Source organism: Ureibacillus acetophenoni (assembly GCF_900220965.1).
Classification (GTDB): domain Bacteria; phylum Bacillota; class Bacilli; order Bacillales_A; family Planococcaceae; genus Ureibacillus; species Ureibacillus acetophenoni.
Window position 1 is genome coordinate 79,958 of sequence record NZ_OBQC01000010.1, and the last position, 19,220, is coordinate 99,177.

Consider the following 19,220-nt stretch of genomic DNA (forward strand, 5'->3'; position numbering starts at 1 on the left):
GCCATCTGAAAGGACTTTTGGATGGCTCCTTTTTGTTTCATAATAGGATCATAAGGATATGTTATAATCTTTTAAGTTTATTTTATTGGAGTGATTTTCTTTGTTTATTGAATTACTAGTTTTTATGATTGCGATCGTTTTAGCGGAATCGATTTATAGATATGGCCTATCTAAATTACGGTTTTTATCAACAAAATCGGAGAAGTATCAAAAACGATTTAAGTCCATAACAATCGGGGTTATGTTTGTTTCCTTCATGTTCGTAGCGATCGTTTTGGAAATTATATAGTAGAAATTCGGCTTTAACCCGAATTCCTTTATTTCACCTGCTTAATCACCTTCAACATTATCTGAGCCGCAACCCGTTGCCCCCAAAACTGATTCATCGTTCCAGTAAAGTAGAGGTCAGTTTTCGGATGATAAAAGGCAAAAGCACCGGTTTGTCCCCAATGGCCGATTAATCCATTTTTTAAGTCTTTAAATGAAATGGGTTGGTTGGCGATCCCCACACCATAAAAGAATGTCCCAGGAAGAAAGAGGAATTTCCACTCTTTTAACTCATCGATATATTCCACTGGAAAGAAGTGTCCATTCATAAATGCTTTTAAGAAAATCATCGATTCCTTCGCTGTAGAGATAATGCCACCTTCTGGCCCGATCGATGACATATATTTTGGTAGGTGGATTTTCTTCTCTTTGTAATAGAAAGGGGATGGTCGCGAATCGTTCGCATCTTCATATAAGTACGTATTCTCCAACTTTATTTCATCGAAAATGAATTCCTTAAACACGGAATGGATGTCTTTATTCGTGATGGTTTCGATAATCTTGCCTAGCAGTTGAAAGTTTGTATCCGAATATTGAACTTTTTGGCCGGGCACGAATTTTGGTTTCATTTGCTTCACGCTGACTAATTCTCTTTCGAAACCCCAGCGCTGATCCATTCCTGCAAGTAATTCCTTCATTGCATCCGAGGAAAAGTAATCTGGGATTCCTGATGTGTTGGACAGTAAATGTTTGATGGTGATTTCTTTGGAGTAATCTCTTCCTTTATAGACGTGGAGTCCTTGGAGTATATCATCAGAAAAGTATTGGGAGATTTTATCTTGTAAGTTGAGACGATTTTCTGATTGTAATTTCAGTATGACCGCCGTGACGTAAAGTTTTGTCACGCTTGCGATGAAGTAGGGTTGGTCAGGTGTTAGATTTCCAGCTGCTGATATGTAGGAAAATGAATTATCTCCGCTTTCCACACAAAATACAGCACCAAATATGTTTTTCTTTGATACTGCATGTTCCACTAACTTATCAATAAATAATGGCTCAATTGCCGTTAACAATTGGATAAGCCTCCTTTTATAGTAAGGGTCTAGACCTCATCTTCCGAAGCAAAAATTTTTAATGCCCCCATGATCATGATAAAAAGAATGACAATTGGCGAAAGCCGAATTAGTAGGGGAATGCCAGGTAATAAACTAATTAGAAGGATAGGGATTCCAATCATGCCCCACTTCGACGTAAACTTCGTATAACGAATCAATTTTTCGGATGGTTCCGGATCTTCTTTATATTTCCAACGGTTTCCGAAGAGGAGAGCTTCTCTAGGATCAAAGTAGGACCATATTAAAAGACCATAGAGTGGAATAAATAATATAGTTATAACGATGAATTGTACTATATCCATTGGCTTTCCTCCTTTGATTGAAAGATTTTATTTTAATTAATATACGATTTGGTTATCGCTAAGTTTCAATTTTTTCCAATATGCCAATATTTTGTACGTAAATAGGTCAAGAGTCCTTTCTTATGTTCAGTACTATGAGAATTATCAATTTAATGATAAAATGTACAAATTAATAATTTAGAATATTTAGTCTATCAAATTGTTACGATGAATTTGTAAATATTCATTACATTATTCATGACATAAACGAGGCTTAAATGTAGCAGAAAGGAGAGAAATGTGTGGGAAATATTTTACGAATCGGAAGTGCCTTTATAGGGGTGATAGTAGGTGCTGGATTTGCCTCTGGGCAAGAGATTTTGCAGTACTTTACTAGTTTTGGCATACCCGGAATTTTTGCAGCTATTGTAGCAACGATTCTTTTTTCTTATCTAGGAATGATCCTTGTGTGGCTTGGAAGTCATACGCAAACAACCTCACATAAAGATGTCATATTTAGAATTAGCGGACGATATCTAGGAACAGTGATTGATTACATACTACTATTTACGTTATTTGGAGTAGGGGTAGTAATGATTGCGGGTGCAGGTTCTAACCTTAATCAGCAATTTGGTCTGCCGTTCTTTGTTGGGACAACCTTGATGACGCTTCTTGTTGTTTTAACAGGATTCTTAAAAGTAAATCGAGTTGTTTCCATTATTGGTAGTATTACGCCGGTTCTTATTGCTTTTGTAATTTTAATTGCGATATATAGTTTGGTTACGATGGATGGATCATTTGCTTCCCTTAACCAGGTTGCACAGTCGATTCCAACGACGCTGCCGAACTGGTTTATTTCCAGTGTGAATTATGTTTCATTTAATGTGGCTGTTGGAGCTTCGATGGCGATTGTCATGGGTGGAGCAGAGAAGAATCCAAAAACTGCAGCATGGGGCGGATTAGTTGGTGGTCTTGTTTTAGGGATTATGATCATATTAATCCATCTAGCGATTTTCTCTAAAATCGAAGAAGTGGGCACGTTAGATATGCCGATGCTTGGGATTGTAAGTAATGTTTCACCGATTTTAGGGATTGTGATGGCGTTGGTTATCTTTGGAATGATCTACAACACGGCAATTGGTATGTTCTTCGCATTTACATCCCGTTTTGCAGAGTCAGGAACGAAAAAATTTAAAACGATTATTGTTATCACAATGGCTGTTGGGTATCTAGCAAGCTATGTCGGATTCACTGACCTTATCAGCTATTTCTATCCATTGATAGGTTACCTAGGCCTGTTTTTAATGTTTGCACTTGTTGTGGCACCGATTATTATTAAAAAGCAAGATGCGAGAAAATAAATGAAGAGTTAACCTTGCCGGAGTTAAGGCGGGGTTAGCTCTTATTTTTATTTGATTTTCTAAATCTATCATCACTGCCTGTACTATAAATAAAATCCCCCACGTATTATATAAAAACGATATATTAGGGATTTTATTATCCGAAATGGAGGGGTTGTTATAAGCACGCATTTTGATGTGATTGTGGTCGGCGCTGGGTCAATGGGGATGGCGGCAGGATACTTTTTGTCCAAGCAAGGAATCAAAACTTTATTAGTGGACGCATTTGATCCACCCCATACGAAAGGAAGTCACCATGGGGAAACGCGGATTATTCGTCATGCGTATGGTGAGGGGAGAGAGTATGTACCCTTTGCATTGAGGGGTCAGGAATTATGGTACGAGCTAGAGAAGAAGACACATCATAAAATTTTTACACAAACGGGTGTGCTCGTTTATGGTCCTAAAGGTGAATCTGATTTTGTAGCGGAAACGATGGAAGCAGCAAAAGTTCATTCATTAACTGTCGATTTACTGGAAGGTGAGGGGTTAAATGAGCGCTGGCCTGGGATCACGGTTCCGGACAATTTTAATGCAATTTACGAGCCGAACTCCGGGGTTTTATTCAGCGAAAATTGTATCCGTGCTTACCGCGAGCTCGCTGAAGCGAATGGCGCGCAAGTTTTAACGAATACGGCAGTTGAGGATTTCGAAGTGACTGAGGATCTGGTGACTATTCATACGGCGAAGGGGTCCTATACTGCAGAGAAGTTGATTGTTAGCATGGGCGCTTGGAACAGTAAACTGCTTTCGAAGTTGGGTGTGACGATTCCTTTGCAGCCTTATCGACAAGCGGTTGGTTTCTTTGAAGCAGATGAATCGCTGTACAGCAGCAACGTGGATTTTCCGGCATTCATGGTGGACACGACTAACGGAATTTATTATGGATTCCCAAGCTTTGGGGGCTGCGGTCTGAAAGTTGGCTACCATACGTTTGGTCAGGCGGGGGATCCCGATACGATTAATCGTGAATTTGGTGCTTTTTCCGAAGATGAAGCGAATCTTCGGAAGTTCTTGGCGGAGTACATGCCTGGTGCCAATGGCAAACTGATCAAAGGCTCCGTCTGCATCTATACAAAAACACCGGACGAGCATTTCGTGATTGACCTGCATCCTGAGTACTCCAATGTCGCGATTGCAGCAGGCTTCTCCGGCCACGGTTTCAAATTCTCCAGCGTCGTTGGCGAAACCTTAAGCCAACTCGTCACTACAGGCAAAACGGAACATGACATCTCCATCTTCTCAATTAATCGTCCTGCATTAAGAGAGGCAGCATCGAGAGGATAATAAATGAAATGAAAGCATTGGATTCAGGGGATTCAATGCTTTTTTATTAGTTATAAGGATTTATGTGACAAGAAATCGTGAAACTCTGGGAAAGTGTCACGCAAAATCGAATTGCATGACAAAAAAATGGGGAATTCCGGGAAAGTGTCACGCAAAGTTGAATTGCATGACAAAAAAATGGGGAATTCCGGGAAAGTGTCACGCAAAATCGAATTGCATGACAAAAAAATGGGGAATTCCGGGAAAGTGTCACGCAAAATCGAATTGCATGACAAAAAAATGGGGAATTCCGGGAAAGTGTCACGCAAAGTTGAATTGCATGACAAAAAAATGGGGAATTCCGGGAAAGTGTCACGCAAAGTTGAATTGCATGACAAAAAAATGGGGAATTCCGGGAAAGTGTCACGCAAAGTTGAATTGCATGACAAGAAATGAAGAATCTCCGTAAAAGTGTCACGCAAAATCAAATTGCGTGACAAGAAACAGAAAATCCCCAAAAAGTTGTCACGCAAAAAGAAGAAACTCCGGTAAAGTGTCCAGAGAAGAATGGTGAAACCCCTTATCGAGGACAGATTTTTCGATTTTCAAGAATTAATGTCCACGAGAACGTTTGTCGAGGACAAAATTTTCGATTTTTAGGATTTAGTGTCCGCAGGAACGTTTGTCGAGGACAAAATTTTCGATTTTTAAGAATTTAATGTCCACGAAAACGTTTGTCGAGGACAAAATTTTCGATTTTCAAGATTTACTGTCCACGAGACGACTTGTCGAGGACAGATTTTACGATTTTCCTGAATTAGTGTCCACGAGACAGCTCGTCGAGGACACTATTTTTATTTTTCTAGTTTTATGTCCTTGAGAATCCTTTATTTGGTAAAATCATAGAAACAAATAAAAGGGGTGACCGCCATATATGAACGAGCACATTTTCTATCACGTTGTTACTAGAAAAAAAATGAACGTCGGCCAGATCATTCACTTCGATCAGGATCAAAAGAATACACTATATCGCTTCTTTTTCGAAAATGAACAACGCAATTCCAAGGGTGAAGATTTTATTCAGATTCTATACGGGAATCACACAGAGGACGGCTTGCACCTGAACAAAGAAGATTCCGACGTAGCCCAAAAATACATAAGTCAAACCATTCGAGCCGCGCGAGAAACGATTGTGGAAATGGTTAGGCTGCAAGAGTTTCCGCAGTATCCTTCACGGTTGTCTTGTTTATACGCAGCCAAAACCTATGAAGATGCATTAAAATGGAAACAAATCTTTGAATCTTACAATCGTAAAGTATTACAGATTGTAAAACTTCGAGTGGAAGGGCAAACATTTCTTGGAGATGGCAACCTTCTCCCGAAAGAAGATGGAGTACCATTCTCTCAGAAAATTGAGCAGGCGCGGGAGTATTGGAAGGGCAACATAAAAAACGAACTTCCCGAAGTGTTAATCAATGGAACGATTGAAGTTATTGAGATTATCGATGATTTTTCACTATAACTAAGCGAGGAGGATTTCCAATGTCCGATCAAGAACTTGAGCGCGAAAGGCTAAAACAAAAAGAACTAAGCAAAAACCCTGGAGGTGCTTTAAACGATGCAATTGGTCAAGCACATATAGGTTCACCCAGTAGCAGTTGTTTAACAAATATTGGTTCCATCGTGATGATTATCGTATTTATTCTCATAGTAAAATCTTGCACAGGTTAATAGACTCCTATGCTAATTTTGTGAAAAAGTGGAACCTATCCCCGAGTTTATCCGTATATTCATTAACTGAAGGTAAATAAAAGGGGGACTGTCCTTTGGAAAAGAAAAAGTTTGTTACGGAACAACATGAAAAAACACGTACGACCTTTCGTACGCTAGGTCCTATAATTCTAGCCGCAGGGGCTATTTGTATGATTATCGCATTTATTGACTTTTTCACTTACGACCCATTCGACACGGGATTTGGAGCATTCGGGGAAATGGATGGGTTTGGAGGACCGAAGCTCTTTTGGTTATTTTTTGTAGGGATCCCTCTTCTTTTCATTGGGTTTGTACTAACGAATGCAGGATATGCTGGAGCAATTGCACGATATGGAAGTCGAGAATATGCGCCAGTTGCAAAGGACACATTTAATTATTTAGCATCTGAAACGACTACCGGGGTAAAAGAAATCACTAAGGCTATTAAAGAAGGAACAGCCCCAGCCCAAGCACCAGCGAATTCCATCACGTGTCAAAACTGTAACGAGAAAAATCCAAGCGACTCTAAGTTTTGTAAACAGTGCGGCGATCAATTAGCGAAAACTTGCGCACATTGCGAAAAGGCGAACTCAGCCGACGCCCTATATTGTAATTACTGTGGAAAATCACTAGGGTGAATAAAGCGAATTGAAATGCCCTAAAAATTAGGAGGACCCCTGTGGGAAAGCCAAAGCACAAAAATAAAACAAAAAACCCTCTCTTCTGGAGAATTTTCCCCTTCATCCTATTTATATTCATCATCGGTTTTCTTCTCTTAATCAGTGGCGGATATGATTACTTTGAAGAATGGGGTTGGAATCCCGATATTGTGATTGTAATCCGTTACATTGCTACAATTATTTGGGCGACCATAACTTTTATTCTCGCGGTATTACTCCTAAAATACTTTATCGGAATTTGTAAGGGCTGGAGAAGTGGGGAAAGATATTCTTCATTACACGTAGTCATTGAAGTCGCGATGGTCACATTATTTATGCTAGGTCCGAGTATCGCATTATTTTTATTTAGCTTCGTACAAGTCGGCATCATGTTTTTCCCAGACGATCCCTACTGGCGAGGTTATTGGGAATTAAAATAAAATCACGCTTAACCTTCTAAGTTGATTGTTGACGAACGGTCCGCTTAGAAGGTTTTTTTATTCGCAGGACGCAATGGTGTGATAAAATTTGCCAATTAACAATAACCTAATTTTAACAAAATGCATTCTGGGGCATGTTGGGGATTACCGAATGAAAGTTAAGAAAAGCTATCCGAAAGAAAATAAAATGAGAAAGCTAGCAACTAATGAATAGCTGCTAGCTTGTTTATTTATTATCCTAAATCAATTAACTTTCTAAGCGCAGTTACATACACATTGACCGATTGATGATAGAGTTCCGGCGAATAGCGGGCAACTCGTTTTTGAGCAACAGACGCGTTCACTTCTAAGACCATTAAGCCTTTATTCGTTTCGACAATATCGATATTGCCAAAGCGTAAACCAACTGCTTTTCCTGCTTTGATAGCAATTGCGTGCAATTCTTCTTTAAGATGTTCTGGCACCTCTACAACTCGTGCACCTTTGGACAAGTTATTTTGTAGATTCTCACCTTTTGTCTTTCCGTAAGACATTAACACTTCGCCATCTAAATAAGTACATCTGTACTCAATCGGGAAATCGTAGTAAGGGCTTATTGAGATCTCTAAGTTTTCCGATGAAAATTCAGCAATCGCAAACGTTAGGTCGGAATCATCTGCGACAAAACATATATTTTTCCCGCCACCGCCGTTGTTTTGCTTCACCACAAAAGGAAAGTGATAATGACTTTTCACTTTCGCTAATGTCACTTTTGCATCTTCGTTGGAGTACTTATAATCCTTAGGTTTCAACAGAAAATGCTCAATGGCAGGCACACCAGCTTCCAATAGATAGTGAAAACACATGGCCTTGTCTTTTGCGATAAACGAAGATTGACTACTATTGAGTCCGATGTCATATCCTAATAACTCGTAGCGTTTAGATGGATCGTACGGATTCGTAAATCGCACTATCCAACCATCGTATAAGAATTCCATAGTTAGCCCTAATTCCGTGGCAGTATCTTGCATGACATTTTTAAACAATTCCTCATCTGATAAAAGATTAAAATCCGGCAACATTAGCTGATGTGGCATTCAACGGTCCCTCTACCCTCATGTAGATTTTTTTATTTTCAAAAAACTGCTTTTTCTTTGATTCTATCACGTCTTTTTGCAAATACAATACACCTTCAGACCCCTTGGGAAAATAATTTTTTGCGGAGATTTCAATTGGACTTTTAAGGGATAGAACAGAGGGGGAAGCTGGTCGGGATGTCGTTGATAGGGCCTTCTAAAGGACAAAACAGTGGGGGATTCTGGTTCGGATGTCTTTTATAGGCCATCTAAAGGACAAAATAGAGGGCGATTTTGGTTCGGATGTCTTTTATAGAGCTTCTAAAGGACAAAACTACGAGGAATCCAGGTTCGAATGTCTTTAATCGGCCATCTAAAGGACAAAATAGAGTGGGATTTTGGTTCAGATGTCTTTTATAGAGCTTCTAAAGGACAAAACTGAGAGTAATCCAGGTTCGAATGTCTTTAATCGGCCTTCTAAAGGACAAAATAGAGGAGGATTTTGTTTCGGATGTCTTTTATAGAGCTTCTAAAGGACAAAACTGTGAGGAATGCAGGTTCATATGTCTTTAATCGGCCATCTAAAGGACAAAATAGAGGGGGATTTTGGCTCGGATGTCTTTTATAGAGCTTCTAAAGGACAAAACTGTGAGGAATGCAGGTTCATATGTCTTTAATCGGCCATCTAAAGGACAAAATAGAGGGGGATTTTGGCTCGGATGTCTTTTATAGAGCTTCTAAAGGACAAAACTGTGAGGAATGCAGGTTCATATGTCTTTAATCGGCCTTCTAAAGGACAAAATAGAGGGGGATTTTGGCTCGGATGTCTTTTATAGAGCTTCTAAAGGACAAAACTACGAGGAATCCAGGTTCGAATGTCTTTAATCGGCCTTCTAAAGGACAAAATAGAGGGGGATTTTGTTTCGGATGTCTTTTGTAGAGCTTCTAAAGGACAAAACTGAGAGTAATCCAGGTTCGAATGTCTTTAATCGGCCTTCTAAAGGACAGAACAAAGGAGATTTCCGGTTCGAATGTCTTTTATCTGCCTTGTAAAGGACAAAACTTAGAATAATCCAAGTCCAAATGTCTTTTATAATCTTAATGAAGCCCATTTATATGAAAAAATCCAACTGAAATGTCTTTCATAAGGGTAATGAAGGACATTTGGAAGAGAAAATCCAATTGAAATGTCTTTCATAGAGGTGATGAAGGACATTTGGAAGAGAAAATCCATACGAAATGTCTTTCATAAGGATGATGAAGGACATTTGAAAGAGAAAATCCATACGAAATGTCTTTCATAAGGGTAATGAAGGACATTTGGAAGAGAAAATCCAACTGAAATGTCTTTCATAAGGGTGATGAAGGACATTTGAAAGTGAAAATCAGTCCGAAATGTCTTTCATAAAGGTAATGAAGGACATTTGGAAGAGAAAATCCATACGAAATGTCCTTCATAAGGATGATGAAAGACATTTGAAAGTGAAAATCCATACGAAATGTCTATCACAGGGGTTACGAAGTAAATTTGGAAGTGAAATTCAATCCCAAATAAATGTCCTTCCCAATGCGGATCACATAAAATCCCCGAATAAAATAACTAACAAACGCTCATATCTATCTCCCGCACCCAATATATATACTCTGAACTTCATTAACGAACGCCGAAAACATTCCAACCAAATTCATTGAATCCATTCCCAAACAACCTTAAAATAAATTCCAATCCAACTCCTTTGCTTTTACCGACATAATTGTGTGATAATTCTATTAAATGAAATAATTGTTAAACATAGATTAATAACGTGTAAGAGATGAGTGTTTTCACTAAAAGGGGTGGATGTAGTATGGAATTACGACATTTAGAGTACTTTTTAATGGTTAGTAAAGAACTACATTTTACAAAAGCAGCTGAAAAATTAGGAATCTCACAACCGACTTTAAGTCAACAAATTAAAATGCTAGAAAAAGAAATTGGCTATTCGCTCTTTAACCGAGTTGGCAAGAAAATCGAGCTGACGAAGGTGGGGGAAATTGTTCAACAAGAAGCACTGAAAATCCAAGGCTCCATCGAAAATATTTCATCCCAGATTTCCGCCTTTTCAAAAGGGGATCTCGGTGAATTAAAAATCGCTGTGTTACCGGGAGAAATCACGGACCTCGTAGCGACTTTATGTATTGAATTTAACCAGCTTTATCCAAACATCAAAGTGTCCATCGAAACGACAGATCAAGTAGAAAAGGCAGTGCTCGACAACCGAACGGACTTCGGCATTAGTTTCCAACTAAATCAAAACGACCAACTGCAAGTAACGAAGTTGTATGAGGAAGAATTTTATCTCATTAGTAATCAAAAAAATGAAGAATCAAAAGTAGCCTTCGCCGAAGTGGTCAAGGAGCCACTAATATTATTCCCAAATCAACATCAATGTAGAAAAATCATTAACAAAACGAGCAATGAAATCGGCAAAAAACTAGAGCCGATTGTTGAAACTTCTAGTATAAAATCAATCTTAAATCTTGTAAGAAGTGGTGTTGGACGAAGTGTTGTTTCCCGAACATTATTCGAATTTTATGATACGGCAGATCTATATTTTCAACAGATTGAAAAGCCTACTTTAACTAGGGGAGTTTATCTTGTGAGGAAAAAAGATTGTATTGTAAATTATGCGGCCCGGGAATTTATTAAATTATTAGTCAGTGAGATAGAGAAGCTACAGTTTCACACAGAGAAAGATGCGATTCATTCATTATATCGTTCTGTATTATAGGTTTTATCTATCATTATCATAGAAATGACCTAATAGACATTCCAAGAACTACTCTATACAATAAATATAGGACAACTGAGAATCGGCACGCATTGGGGATTGCTCTTTGGCAATAATATTTAGGATTGCCAAAAGCTATATTGTAGATACTAAAAACAAAATAATTCGGGGTGATTGTTAATGGGAAAAGATTTAAGTCAATTCATCAGAAACAAAGCGTTTTTAGACAAGGTTGTTTCTGCTGAAGAAGCAGCTTCTTGGATTGAAGACGGAATGAACCTTGGAATGAGTGGATTCACACTTTTCGGTGAGCCAAAAGAGTTTCCACTAGCACTTTCAAAACGTGGGGAGAAAGAAAACTTTAAAGTAAACCTTTACACTGGTGCTTCATTAGGACCAACTGCTGACCAATCAATGGCAGAAGCAGGAATTATTAACTTACGTGTTCCTTACCAAGGTAACGCTGTTATGCGTAACAAAATTAATGCTGGCGAACTTTATTATATTGACCAACATTTATCACATACAGCTGAAGAGGTAAGAAAAGGCACTTTAGGCAAAATCGATTATGCAATTATTGAAGCAGCTGCAATCACGGAAGACGGTTTAATTATCCCAACAGGTTCTGTAGGGAATTCGCCGATTTTTGTTGAAAAAGCTGAAAACGTTATCATTGAAATTAACACTACAGCACCTAGCGCGTACGAAGGTCTTCATGATATCTACGTACAAAAAGAGCAAGGTGAGCGTAAAGAAATTCCGATTTACAGCGTAGGCGATCGTATCGGTGAAATCGGTATTAAAGTAGATCCGGCGAAAGTAAAAGGTATCGTATTATCAGAACAACCTGATATTCCATCACCATTATTTGAGCCAAATGAGGAAACTCAACAAATCGCAGATAACCTATTAGAGTTCTTTGCGAACGAAGTTAAAGAAGGACGTTTAACAGATTCACTAGCTCCACTACAATCTGGAGTAGGGTCTGTTGCGAACGCTGTTCTTAACGGAATGAAAACTTCTCAATTTAAAGATATCGAGGTATTCTCTGAAGTATTACAAGATGGTGTGTTTGACTTAATTGATGCTGGTGTTGTTAAATTTGCAGCTGGTACGGCATTCTCACTTTCTAAGAAACGTGTAGATTCTCTAGCTGAAGATTTAGAGAAATACAAAGGCAAAATTATGTTCAGACCTCAAGAAATTTCAAATAACCCTGAAGTGATTCGCCGTTTAGGTGTTATTTCATTCAACACTGCGATTGAAGTAGATATTTACGGAAACGTAAATTCAACTCACATTAGCGGAACAAAAGTGATGAACGGAATTGGTGGATCGGGAGACTTTGCTCGTAACGCAAAAATTACAATCTTTGTAACACCTTCTTTAGCGAAAAACGGAGCAATCTCAGCAATCGTTCCTTTCGTCTCACATGCTGACCATACAGAGCACGATGTAGACGTTATCGTAACTGAGCAAGGATATGCGGATCTTCGCGGACTTCCTCCAGTGAAGCGTGCAGAAAAATTAATCGAAATCGCACACCCAACATACAGACCACAATTACGTGCGTACTTCGAAGAAGCAAAAGAAAAAGTGGGCGGTCACACACCACACATTCTTGAAAAAGCATTCAAATTCCATACGAACCTAAAAGAAAAAGGTACGATGTTATTCGAAGAGGAAAAAGTTAATAACTAATTGATTCGACGAGAAGGGGCTACACTAATGTAGCCCTTTTTATTATGAAATAAAAAGGATTGAGTCAGGTTCAATACCGGTTTCAATCCTCTCGTTGCTTAAATAATTTATTGGTTTTGATCCTCATGTTGCTCAGAAGGTTCTTCTGTTGGATCTGGCTCCTGCTCATCATTCGGTGTACCACACCCGAACAATAAAGCTGTAGACAGGATTGTTGTGAACGCACCAAATATTAATTTTTTCACAATTTTCACCTCGTTTAATGAAATATCACTCTCACGTATTAATGTCCAATATAATTTTAGATTATACGTTTACGTTTTATTCACTTTAAACCTTATGATGGAAAGTACAGACTTTAATAAGAGAGACAAAAAAATCCAGTACGATGGAAATCATGTACCATCGCACTGGAATATGCTCAAGCCGAGCCCAACTTTATTTCAAAACTTCTAATTTTCGATTCTCCACAATCTTATAAGTATCATGCCACGGTTTTAATTTTTCAAAAGCGGCACTAGCCTTAATAACATCCAAATCCGCAAATCGATTTCCAATGATTTGCATGCCCACAGGTAAGTTTGTTGAAGATAATCCTGCTGGAATCGATGCACTTGGGTGACCAGAATAGTTTGTAAAGTACGTCATACACCAACCGATTAATGGATCCACCTCTTCGCCATTAATACTTCGAGGTCCAACAGTATTACGGTCATCGCTGTTATCTACAGGAAGACTTGCCACTGTTGGTGTTACAAGTAAATCGTAATTATTAAAGACATTTTGGATGGCATCGTAAACTTCTGTACGCATTTGTTGGTCTTTGATTAAATCATAAACACCAAGTCGTTTCACATCTTCTGCCCAATGAACTACCTCAGGCGGTAAAGCATCTGGATGGTCTTTCAAAATATCCAATCCATCTTCTTTTAATCCTTCTATAAATCCAACACTTGAAATACTCACTAAACGACACCATAAGTCACTTAATTCTTTATGTGTTCGTTTTAACCCTAGGGATACGACCTCAACCGTTGCACCTGCTTGTTCAAACAATCGCACAGCCGAATCAACAACTGAAGCTACCTCTGGATCCACAGGATAAACATCTAAATTAGGGCTATACGCGATTTTCATTCCTTTTAAAGGTTGTCCAAGTGCAGATAGATAATCTAATTTATCACTTACACTAAATGGATCGCGATGATCAATTCCAGTAATTAAATTTAGAGCAATTGCCGCATCCTCAACAGTTCTTGTAATTGTTCCTTCATGAATGAAGATATTGCCTGTCGTGAACGCGTTCGGTCTAGTGACAAAAGGAGCTCGTCCAAAGGAAGCCTTAAATCCATAAACGCCACACCATGCAGCAGGAATTCGGATCGAACCGCCTGCATCCGTACCTTCAGCCAATGCTAATAAACCGTCCGCAACAGCAGCACCACTACCACCCGAAGAACCACCGCTATTTTTTCTTAGATCGAATGGATTTCGTGTCGGTCCGAATAATGGATTATCCGTCACACCTCGGAACCCTAAAACAGGACTGTTTGTCTTACCAACAAGGTTTGCACCAGCATTTTCCACACGTTCCGCAAACATACAATAATGATCGGCAATATTATCTTTGAATAATTCGATACCACCAAAAGTTGTCGGCCAGCCTGGTTTAAAGTCAAATAAATCCTTGATAGCTACCGGAATTCCGTGCAGCGGTCCTTGATAGTTTCCATCTAAAATATCCTTTTCCATCTGCTTTGCATTTTTACGTGCACCTTCAAAATCTGTAAAAACAAAAGCATTAATACTTGGATTTCGTTCTTCAATCCGCTTAATCTGGTTTTCTAGTAACTCCACTGGTGATAACTTTTTCTCTCGAATTAATTCCGATAATTCCTTTAGCGACTTATAAGCCAATTCAGTTGTCAAAATCATTTCCCCCTTTGAAATTCCCCATATAATTTAAATGCTAACTTTTAATTTTAGAAATTTCAAATAATTAAAACTATTATTCTGTCATGTTGTGAAGTAGAAGTGACTTAACTTCTGAATAGGGGGGAGGGGAAGGTCTATAAAGGACATTAGGGGCGTGATTTAACTGGAGTTTTGTCCATAAGAGGGCTGATAAAAGACATTAGAGCAGCGATTCACCGAAGTTTTGTCCATTAGAGGGGGGATAAAGGACATTAGAGCAGCGATACACCAAAGTTTTGTCCATTAGAAGGCCTATAAAGGACATTAGTGCAGCGATTTCCCGGAGTTTTGTCTATTAGAGGGCTGAAAAAGGACATTAGAGCCTGAATTTATCATAGTTTTGTCCATTAGAAGGCGTATAAAGGACATTAGAGGAGCGATTCACCCAAGTTTTGTCCATAAGAAGGCGTATAAAGGACATTAGTGCAGCGATACACCAAAGTTTTGTCCATTAGAAGGCCTATAAAGGACATTAGAGCAGCGATTTCCCGAAGTTTTGTCCATTAGAAGGCCTATAAAGGACATTAGAGCAGCGATACACCAAAGTTTTGTCCATTAGAAGGCCTATAAAAGACATTTGAGCAGCGATTTCCCGAAGTTTTGTCCATTAGAAGGCCTATAAAGGACATTAGAGCAGCGATACACCAAAGTTTTGTCCATTAGAGGGTGTATAAAGGACATTATAGCCAGGATACACCAAAGTTTTGTCCATTAGAAGGCCTATAAAGGACATTAGTGCAGCGATACACCAAAGTTTTGTCCATAAGAAGGCGTATAAAGGACATTAGAGCAGCGATACACCAAAGTTTTGTCCATAAGAAGGCCTATAAAAGACATTTGAGCAGCGATACACCGGAGTATTGTCTATTAGAAGGTGTATAAAGGACATTATAGCCAGGATACACCGAAGTTTTGTCCATAAGAAGGCCTATAAAGGACATTAGAGCAGCGATTCACCGGAGTTTTGTCCATAAGCAGGCCAATAAAGGACATTAGAGCAGCGATACACCAAAGTTTTGTCCATTATAAGGTGTATAAAGGACATTAGAACAGCGATACACCAAAGTTTTGTCCATAAGAAGGCCTATAAAAGACATTTGAGCAGCGATTTCCCGGAGTTTTGTCTATTAGAAGGTGTATAAAGGACATTATAGCCAAGATACACCAAAGTTTTGTCCATTAGAAGGCCTATAAAGGACATTAGTGCAGCGATACACCAAAGTTTTGTCCATTAGAAGGCGTATAAAGGACATTAGAGCAGCGATACACCAAAGTTTTGTCCATAAGAAGGCCTATAAAAGACATTTGAGCAGCGATTTCCCGAAGTTTTGTCCATAAGAAGGCCTATAAAGGACATTAGAGTAGCGATACACCAAAGTTTTGTCCATTATAAGGTGTATAAAGGACATTAGAGCATCGATACACCAAAGTTTTGTCCATAAGAAGGCGTATAAAGGACATTAGAGCAGCGATACACCGAAGTTTTGTCCATTAGAACCCAGACTTGCCTTCAAATACCTAAACCTTCCAAAGGTATAGGTGTGGCTAATTCATTATAAAGAAATGTATGTAACTATATAAAATGGAGAATTTATATAGTAAAGGAGGATGAGGTATGAACTATCAGTTAACGGAACTTGAAGTGGAGCATTTAAGAAGTTTAATCGGTGGCCATGGGAATCTATCAAAAAAACTAGAAATGTATGCACAAAATTGTACAGATCCTGAGTTAAAAACCATCTTAGAAAGAGATGCACAAGCAGCTAAACAAGCCCAACGAGAATTAATGGCCTATTTAAATTAAGGAGGTTTCCCATGTTTCAAGATAAAGAAATGGTAAATGATTATCTAGCTGGATTAAATGCGAGCTTAACAGGTTATGCCAATATCATTGCCCAAACGAATAATTCAGATCTCAGACAGACATTAATACATTTGAGAAATCAGGATGAGTCACGTCAACGAACATTATATATGTATGCTCTTCAAAAGGGACACTATAAACCTGCAGCGCCAGCTTCGGATGAGGTGGTTCAACAACTAAGGACCCAACTGATGTCCGAACAACAACAAAACTAATCTCGCGAAAAGTAAAAACGACTCAGAACCATTTTCTGAGTCGCTTTTTGGATAGGTTAGTATTATTTATTGATCTCGCATTAATTATTTCTCTACCAATTTCAGCTTACCATCATTAATATGATAAACTCGGTCACAATAAGAAAACATTCGTTCATCGTGGGTTACCATGATGGCTGCTTTATTTCTTGTCTTAACAAAATCAGCTATTAGCTCAACGACTTCAAAGGCTCGTTTACTATCTAAACTCGCAGTTGGTTCGTCGGCAAGGATAATGTCTGGATTGTTCATAAATGCACGAGCAATGGCAGTACGTTGACGTTCGCCTCCAGATAGATGTTCAGGATACTTTTTCAATTTGCCCTCTAAGCCAACACCTTTGAGCAAATCCTTTGCGAACGCCTTGTCCGCCGCTGTTATTTTTCCCTTCATCTTCTTCACAACGAGTAATTGATCAAGAACATTTAAATAGGGTACAAGATTCGATGTTTGCACTATGAAACCAATCTCATCTAAACGTAATTTAGATACTTGCTTTGATGATAATTGAGTAAGATTTGTATTATTAATAATCACTTCACCACTTGAAGCTTGTAAGAGTGCACCAGCAATCGATAGGAAAGTACTTTTTCCTGAACCAGAAGGGCCAATAACTGCTACAAGTTCGCCTGGCTGGACAGTTAATGAAACATTATCTAAAACTGTTAACTTCGTACCTGCACCATCTTGATAATATTTTGTTACATTTTTAAACTGAATTCCACTCATTATTCTACCCTCCCAATTGCTTGTAACGGATCAATCTTCGTAATTCTTCTTACAGAAACAAGTGAGCTTAGTACAGAAACTACTAATAGAATAATGGCATAGCTAAACACTAACGTAGAATCTAATGCAAACGGCATACCTGCAGGAAGAATTGCTGCAGTACCATATGTAAGGATGATTCCGATTCCAATACTAATGATTGCTAATAACGTAATTTGTGAAATGATCGCTTTCGCTAAAAATCCATTACTTGCACCGATTGCTTTCATTACACCGAATTGATTTGCCTTTTGTAATGTAAGAACGTAGAAGAATACGCCAATCACGAAAGCTGAGATGACAAGTAAAAATCCTAGCATCATCATAATCGTTCCATTTTCTTCTTTATAACCTGGAATTCCATTGATTGCTTCTTTTTTCGTAGCAACTTCAATGCCATCTAATGCGTTGGCAAGCTTGTCCTGCTCAATCCCATCACCTTGTAACATAATCGCGTTAACAGGGGCTTCTACACCCATATCAGAACCAGGTGCAGCAAAATGAATCGCACGCCAATGTTCTAGGTCGATGAAAATGGAAGGTAAGTGGTTAAACGTTTCGCCTTCAACAAACCCGATGATTTCAAGGGTTTCATTAAATCCTTCAATTTCTAACGTATCTCCAATTTCAATTCCTTTATCTTTCAACGAACTATTAACAGTCACTTGGTAATTATCACCTTGTGTTAAAGGTTTACCCGCTACGACAGCAGGCTCTAAAAATGAACCCGGTTCAACGCCAAGGATTGAAACATCTATTTTTTCACTATCATCTTCAACGCCTTCTTTTAACACAACTGCTACATGGCTACCCATTGCTGCAGCATCATTTACATCTCCAGAAGCTTTCAAATCTTCTACTAGATTCTCAGAAATAACTGAACGTGACATCGAATGGCGAGAGCCTTCCTCATAGGCTACATATTCAGCATCCATATTTTTAAAAGTGGCAGCACTTAACGTGGAAAGTCCATTACCAAGTCCTGCTAAAATAAATACAAGCCATGAAATCAATACTAAAATCATGCCAATCATAGCAAAACGCCATTTCGAATGTTTTAATTCCCTTGTTGCAAGAAACATTATTTTTCTCCTCTCTAATTCCTAAACAAGTCTTAAGCCAACTACAATCACAACGCCTATACCAAATAAAGTCGAGATTAATAGATAGTTCGCATAGATTTTTGTTAGTTGGGCAAGGGATTTATCTTTCTTTAACTGAATTCCTTGTAGTTTTTTCGTGATTTTCACACTGTAAATGGATACAAAAATAATCGTTAATAGAATAATTAATGTTCCACCTTGTTCCATCAATTTTAGGTAAAGTGGCATCGAGTCTCGGTTAAATTCAAAAATCATAAATGACCCAGATACAAGAATGAGCACCAAACTTGGCACAACTCCAACCATTACCCATTTTTGAATTTTCTTTATGACAGGGGATAGGTCTATTAATCTTCTTTGTTCTTTTGCCAATGTTTTTAATAGATACCCAAGTACTAGAAATGAACCAATCCATACCGCAATACCTACTATGTGAAGAATGTAATAAAGAGAATACATAGTCGACATCCTTTCTTATTTATTTACCATGTTGAATCATAGCAATGAAATATGAACGGAACGTTAACAAAACTTTTTAATAGAAAATAAA

19 protein-coding genes are annotated in these 19,220 nt (G+C 38.4%); 11 read left to right on the plus strand and 8 right to left on the minus strand.

The window, feature by feature from the left end:
- Positions 1 to 100 precede the first annotated feature (100 nt).
- Positions 101 to 289 carry a hypothetical protein gene (locus CRO45_RS13315; protein ID WP_097150128.1) on the plus strand — a complete coding sequence of 63 codons (189 nt, stop codon included), beginning with the start codon at positions 101 to 103 and terminating at the stop codon, positions 287 to 289.
- Positions 290 to 317: 28 nt separating this feature from the next.
- On the opposite strand, the gene CRO45_RS13320 is transcribed toward CRO45_RS13315, so the two are convergent.
- Together CRO45_RS13320 and CRO45_RS20215 are read right to left on the minus strand one after the other, a co-directional pair.
- Positions 318 to 1,340 (minus strand): serine hydrolase domain-containing protein, encoded by a 1,023-nt coding sequence (locus CRO45_RS13320; RefSeq protein WP_097150129.1) that lies wholly within the window; start codon positions 1,338 to 1,340, stop codon positions 318 to 320.
- 29 nt (positions 1,341 to 1,369) lie between these two features.
- The gene (locus CRO45_RS20215) at positions 1,370 to 1,684 is read right to left on the minus strand and encodes a hypothetical protein (protein ID WP_212613432.1); all 315 of its coding nucleotides are present in this window, start codon (positions 1,682 to 1,684) and stop codon (positions 1,370 to 1,372) included.
- Positions 1,685 to 1,965: 281 nt separating this feature from the next.
- Here CRO45_RS20215 and CRO45_RS13330 point away from each other — a divergent pair, with 281 nt between their 5' ends.
- From CRO45_RS13330 to CRO45_RS13360, 6 genes are all read left to right on the plus strand, one after another.
- Complete coding sequence (locus CRO45_RS13330; protein ID WP_097150130.1) at positions 1,966 to 3,024, plus strand: YkvI family membrane protein; 1,059 nt, start codon at positions 1,966 to 1,968, stop codon at positions 3,022 to 3,024.
- Positions 3,025 to 3,183: 159 nt separating this feature from the next.
- A complete protein-coding gene (gene solA, locus CRO45_RS13335) occupies positions 3,184 to 4,350 on the plus strand; it encodes an N-methyl-L-tryptophan oxidase (protein WP_097150131.1) in 1,167 nt (388 codons plus the stop codon).
- Positions 4,351 to 5,263: 913 nt separating this feature from the next.
- Positions 5,264 to 5,851, plus strand: a complete 588-nt coding sequence (locus tag CRO45_RS13345) for a DUF2441 domain-containing protein (protein ID WP_097150133.1) — start codon at positions 5,264 to 5,266, stop codon at positions 5,849 to 5,851.
- A gap of 20 nt (positions 5,852 to 5,871) precedes the next feature.
- Positions 5,872 to 6,060, plus strand: a complete 189-nt coding sequence (locus tag CRO45_RS13350) for a DUF6366 family protein (protein WP_097150134.1) — start codon at positions 5,872 to 5,874, stop codon at positions 6,058 to 6,060.
- Positions 6,061 to 6,155: 95 nt separating this feature from the next.
- The gene (locus CRO45_RS13355; RefSeq protein ID WP_097150135.1) at positions 6,156 to 6,719 is read left to right on the plus strand and encodes a zinc ribbon domain-containing protein; all 564 of its coding nucleotides are present in this window, start codon (positions 6,156 to 6,158) and stop codon (positions 6,717 to 6,719) included.
- Positions 6,720 to 6,760: 41 nt separating this feature from the next.
- Positions 6,761 to 7,180, plus strand: a complete 420-nt coding sequence (locus CRO45_RS13360) for a hypothetical protein (protein ID WP_097150136.1) — start codon at positions 6,761 to 6,763, stop codon at positions 7,178 to 7,180.
- Positions 7,181 to 7,413: 233 nt separating this feature from the next.
- Here the strand turns inward: CRO45_RS13360 and CRO45_RS13365 are convergent, their stop codons facing one another.
- Positions 7,414 to 8,256, minus strand: coding sequence for an ATP-grasp domain-containing protein (locus CRO45_RS13365; RefSeq protein ID WP_097150137.1), 843 nt, complete (start codon positions 8,254 to 8,256; stop codon positions 7,414 to 7,416).
- Positions 8,257 to 10,082: 1,826 nt separating this feature from the next.
- Between CRO45_RS13365 and CRO45_RS13370 the strand changes: the two genes are divergently transcribed.
- Positions 10,083 to 11,006: a LysR family transcriptional regulator gene (locus tag CRO45_RS13370; RefSeq protein ID WP_097150138.1), complete on the plus strand. Its 924-nt coding sequence runs from the start codon at positions 10,083 to 10,085 to the stop codon at positions 11,004 to 11,006.
- A gap of 180 nt (positions 11,007 to 11,186) precedes the next feature.
- Complete coding sequence (locus CRO45_RS13375) at positions 11,187 to 12,707, plus strand: succinate CoA transferase (protein WP_097150139.1); 1,521 nt, start codon at positions 11,187 to 11,189, stop codon at positions 12,705 to 12,707.
- Between the two features lie 107 nt (positions 12,708 to 12,814).
- Here CRO45_RS13375 and CRO45_RS20090 read toward each other — a convergent pair whose 3' ends face one another.
- Both CRO45_RS20090 and CRO45_RS13380 read right to left on the minus strand, forming a co-directional pair.
- A complete protein-coding gene (locus tag CRO45_RS20090) occupies positions 12,815 to 12,952 on the minus strand; it encodes a hypothetical protein (RefSeq protein ID WP_170949490.1) in 138 nt (45 codons plus the stop codon).
- Positions 12,953 to 13,145: 193 nt separating this feature from the next.
- Positions 13,146 to 14,642: an amidase gene (locus tag CRO45_RS13380; RefSeq protein WP_097150140.1), complete on the minus strand. Its 1,497-nt coding sequence runs from the start codon at positions 14,640 to 14,642 to the stop codon at positions 13,146 to 13,148.
- 1,654 nt (positions 14,643 to 16,296) lie between these two features.
- Here CRO45_RS13380 and CRO45_RS13385 point away from each other — a divergent pair.
- Positions 16,297 to 16,485 carry a hypothetical protein gene (locus CRO45_RS13385; protein ID WP_097150141.1) on the plus strand — a complete coding sequence of 63 codons (189 nt, stop codon included), beginning with the start codon at positions 16,297 to 16,299 and terminating at the stop codon, positions 16,483 to 16,485.
- 11 nt (positions 16,486 to 16,496) lie between these two features.
- The gene (locus CRO45_RS13390) at positions 16,497 to 16,760 is read left to right on the plus strand and encodes a spore coat protein (protein WP_097150142.1); all 264 of its coding nucleotides are present in this window, start codon (positions 16,497 to 16,499) and stop codon (positions 16,758 to 16,760) included.
- An 84-nt stretch (positions 16,761 to 16,844) separates the two neighbouring features.
- Here CRO45_RS13390 and CRO45_RS13395 read toward each other — a convergent pair whose 3' ends face one another.
- The 3 genes from CRO45_RS13395 to CRO45_RS13405 are packed head-to-tail and all read right to left on the minus strand — an operon-like array spanning position 16,845 to position 19,129.
- Entirely contained in the window at positions 16,845 to 17,528 is a 684-nt protein-coding gene (locus CRO45_RS13395; RefSeq protein WP_097150143.1) for an ABC transporter ATP-binding protein, read from the minus strand.
- Entirely contained in the window at positions 17,528 to 18,649 is a 1,122-nt protein-coding gene (locus CRO45_RS13400; protein ID WP_097150144.1) for an ABC transporter permease, read from the minus strand. Before CRO45_RS13400 ends, CRO45_RS13395 begins: the two co-directional genes overlap by 1 nt.
- Before the next feature lie 21 nt (positions 18,650 to 18,670).
- Entirely contained in the window at positions 18,671 to 19,129 is a 459-nt protein-coding gene (locus tag CRO45_RS13405; RefSeq protein WP_097150145.1) for a hypothetical protein, read from the minus strand.
- Positions 19,130 to 19,220: the final 91 nt, after the last annotated feature.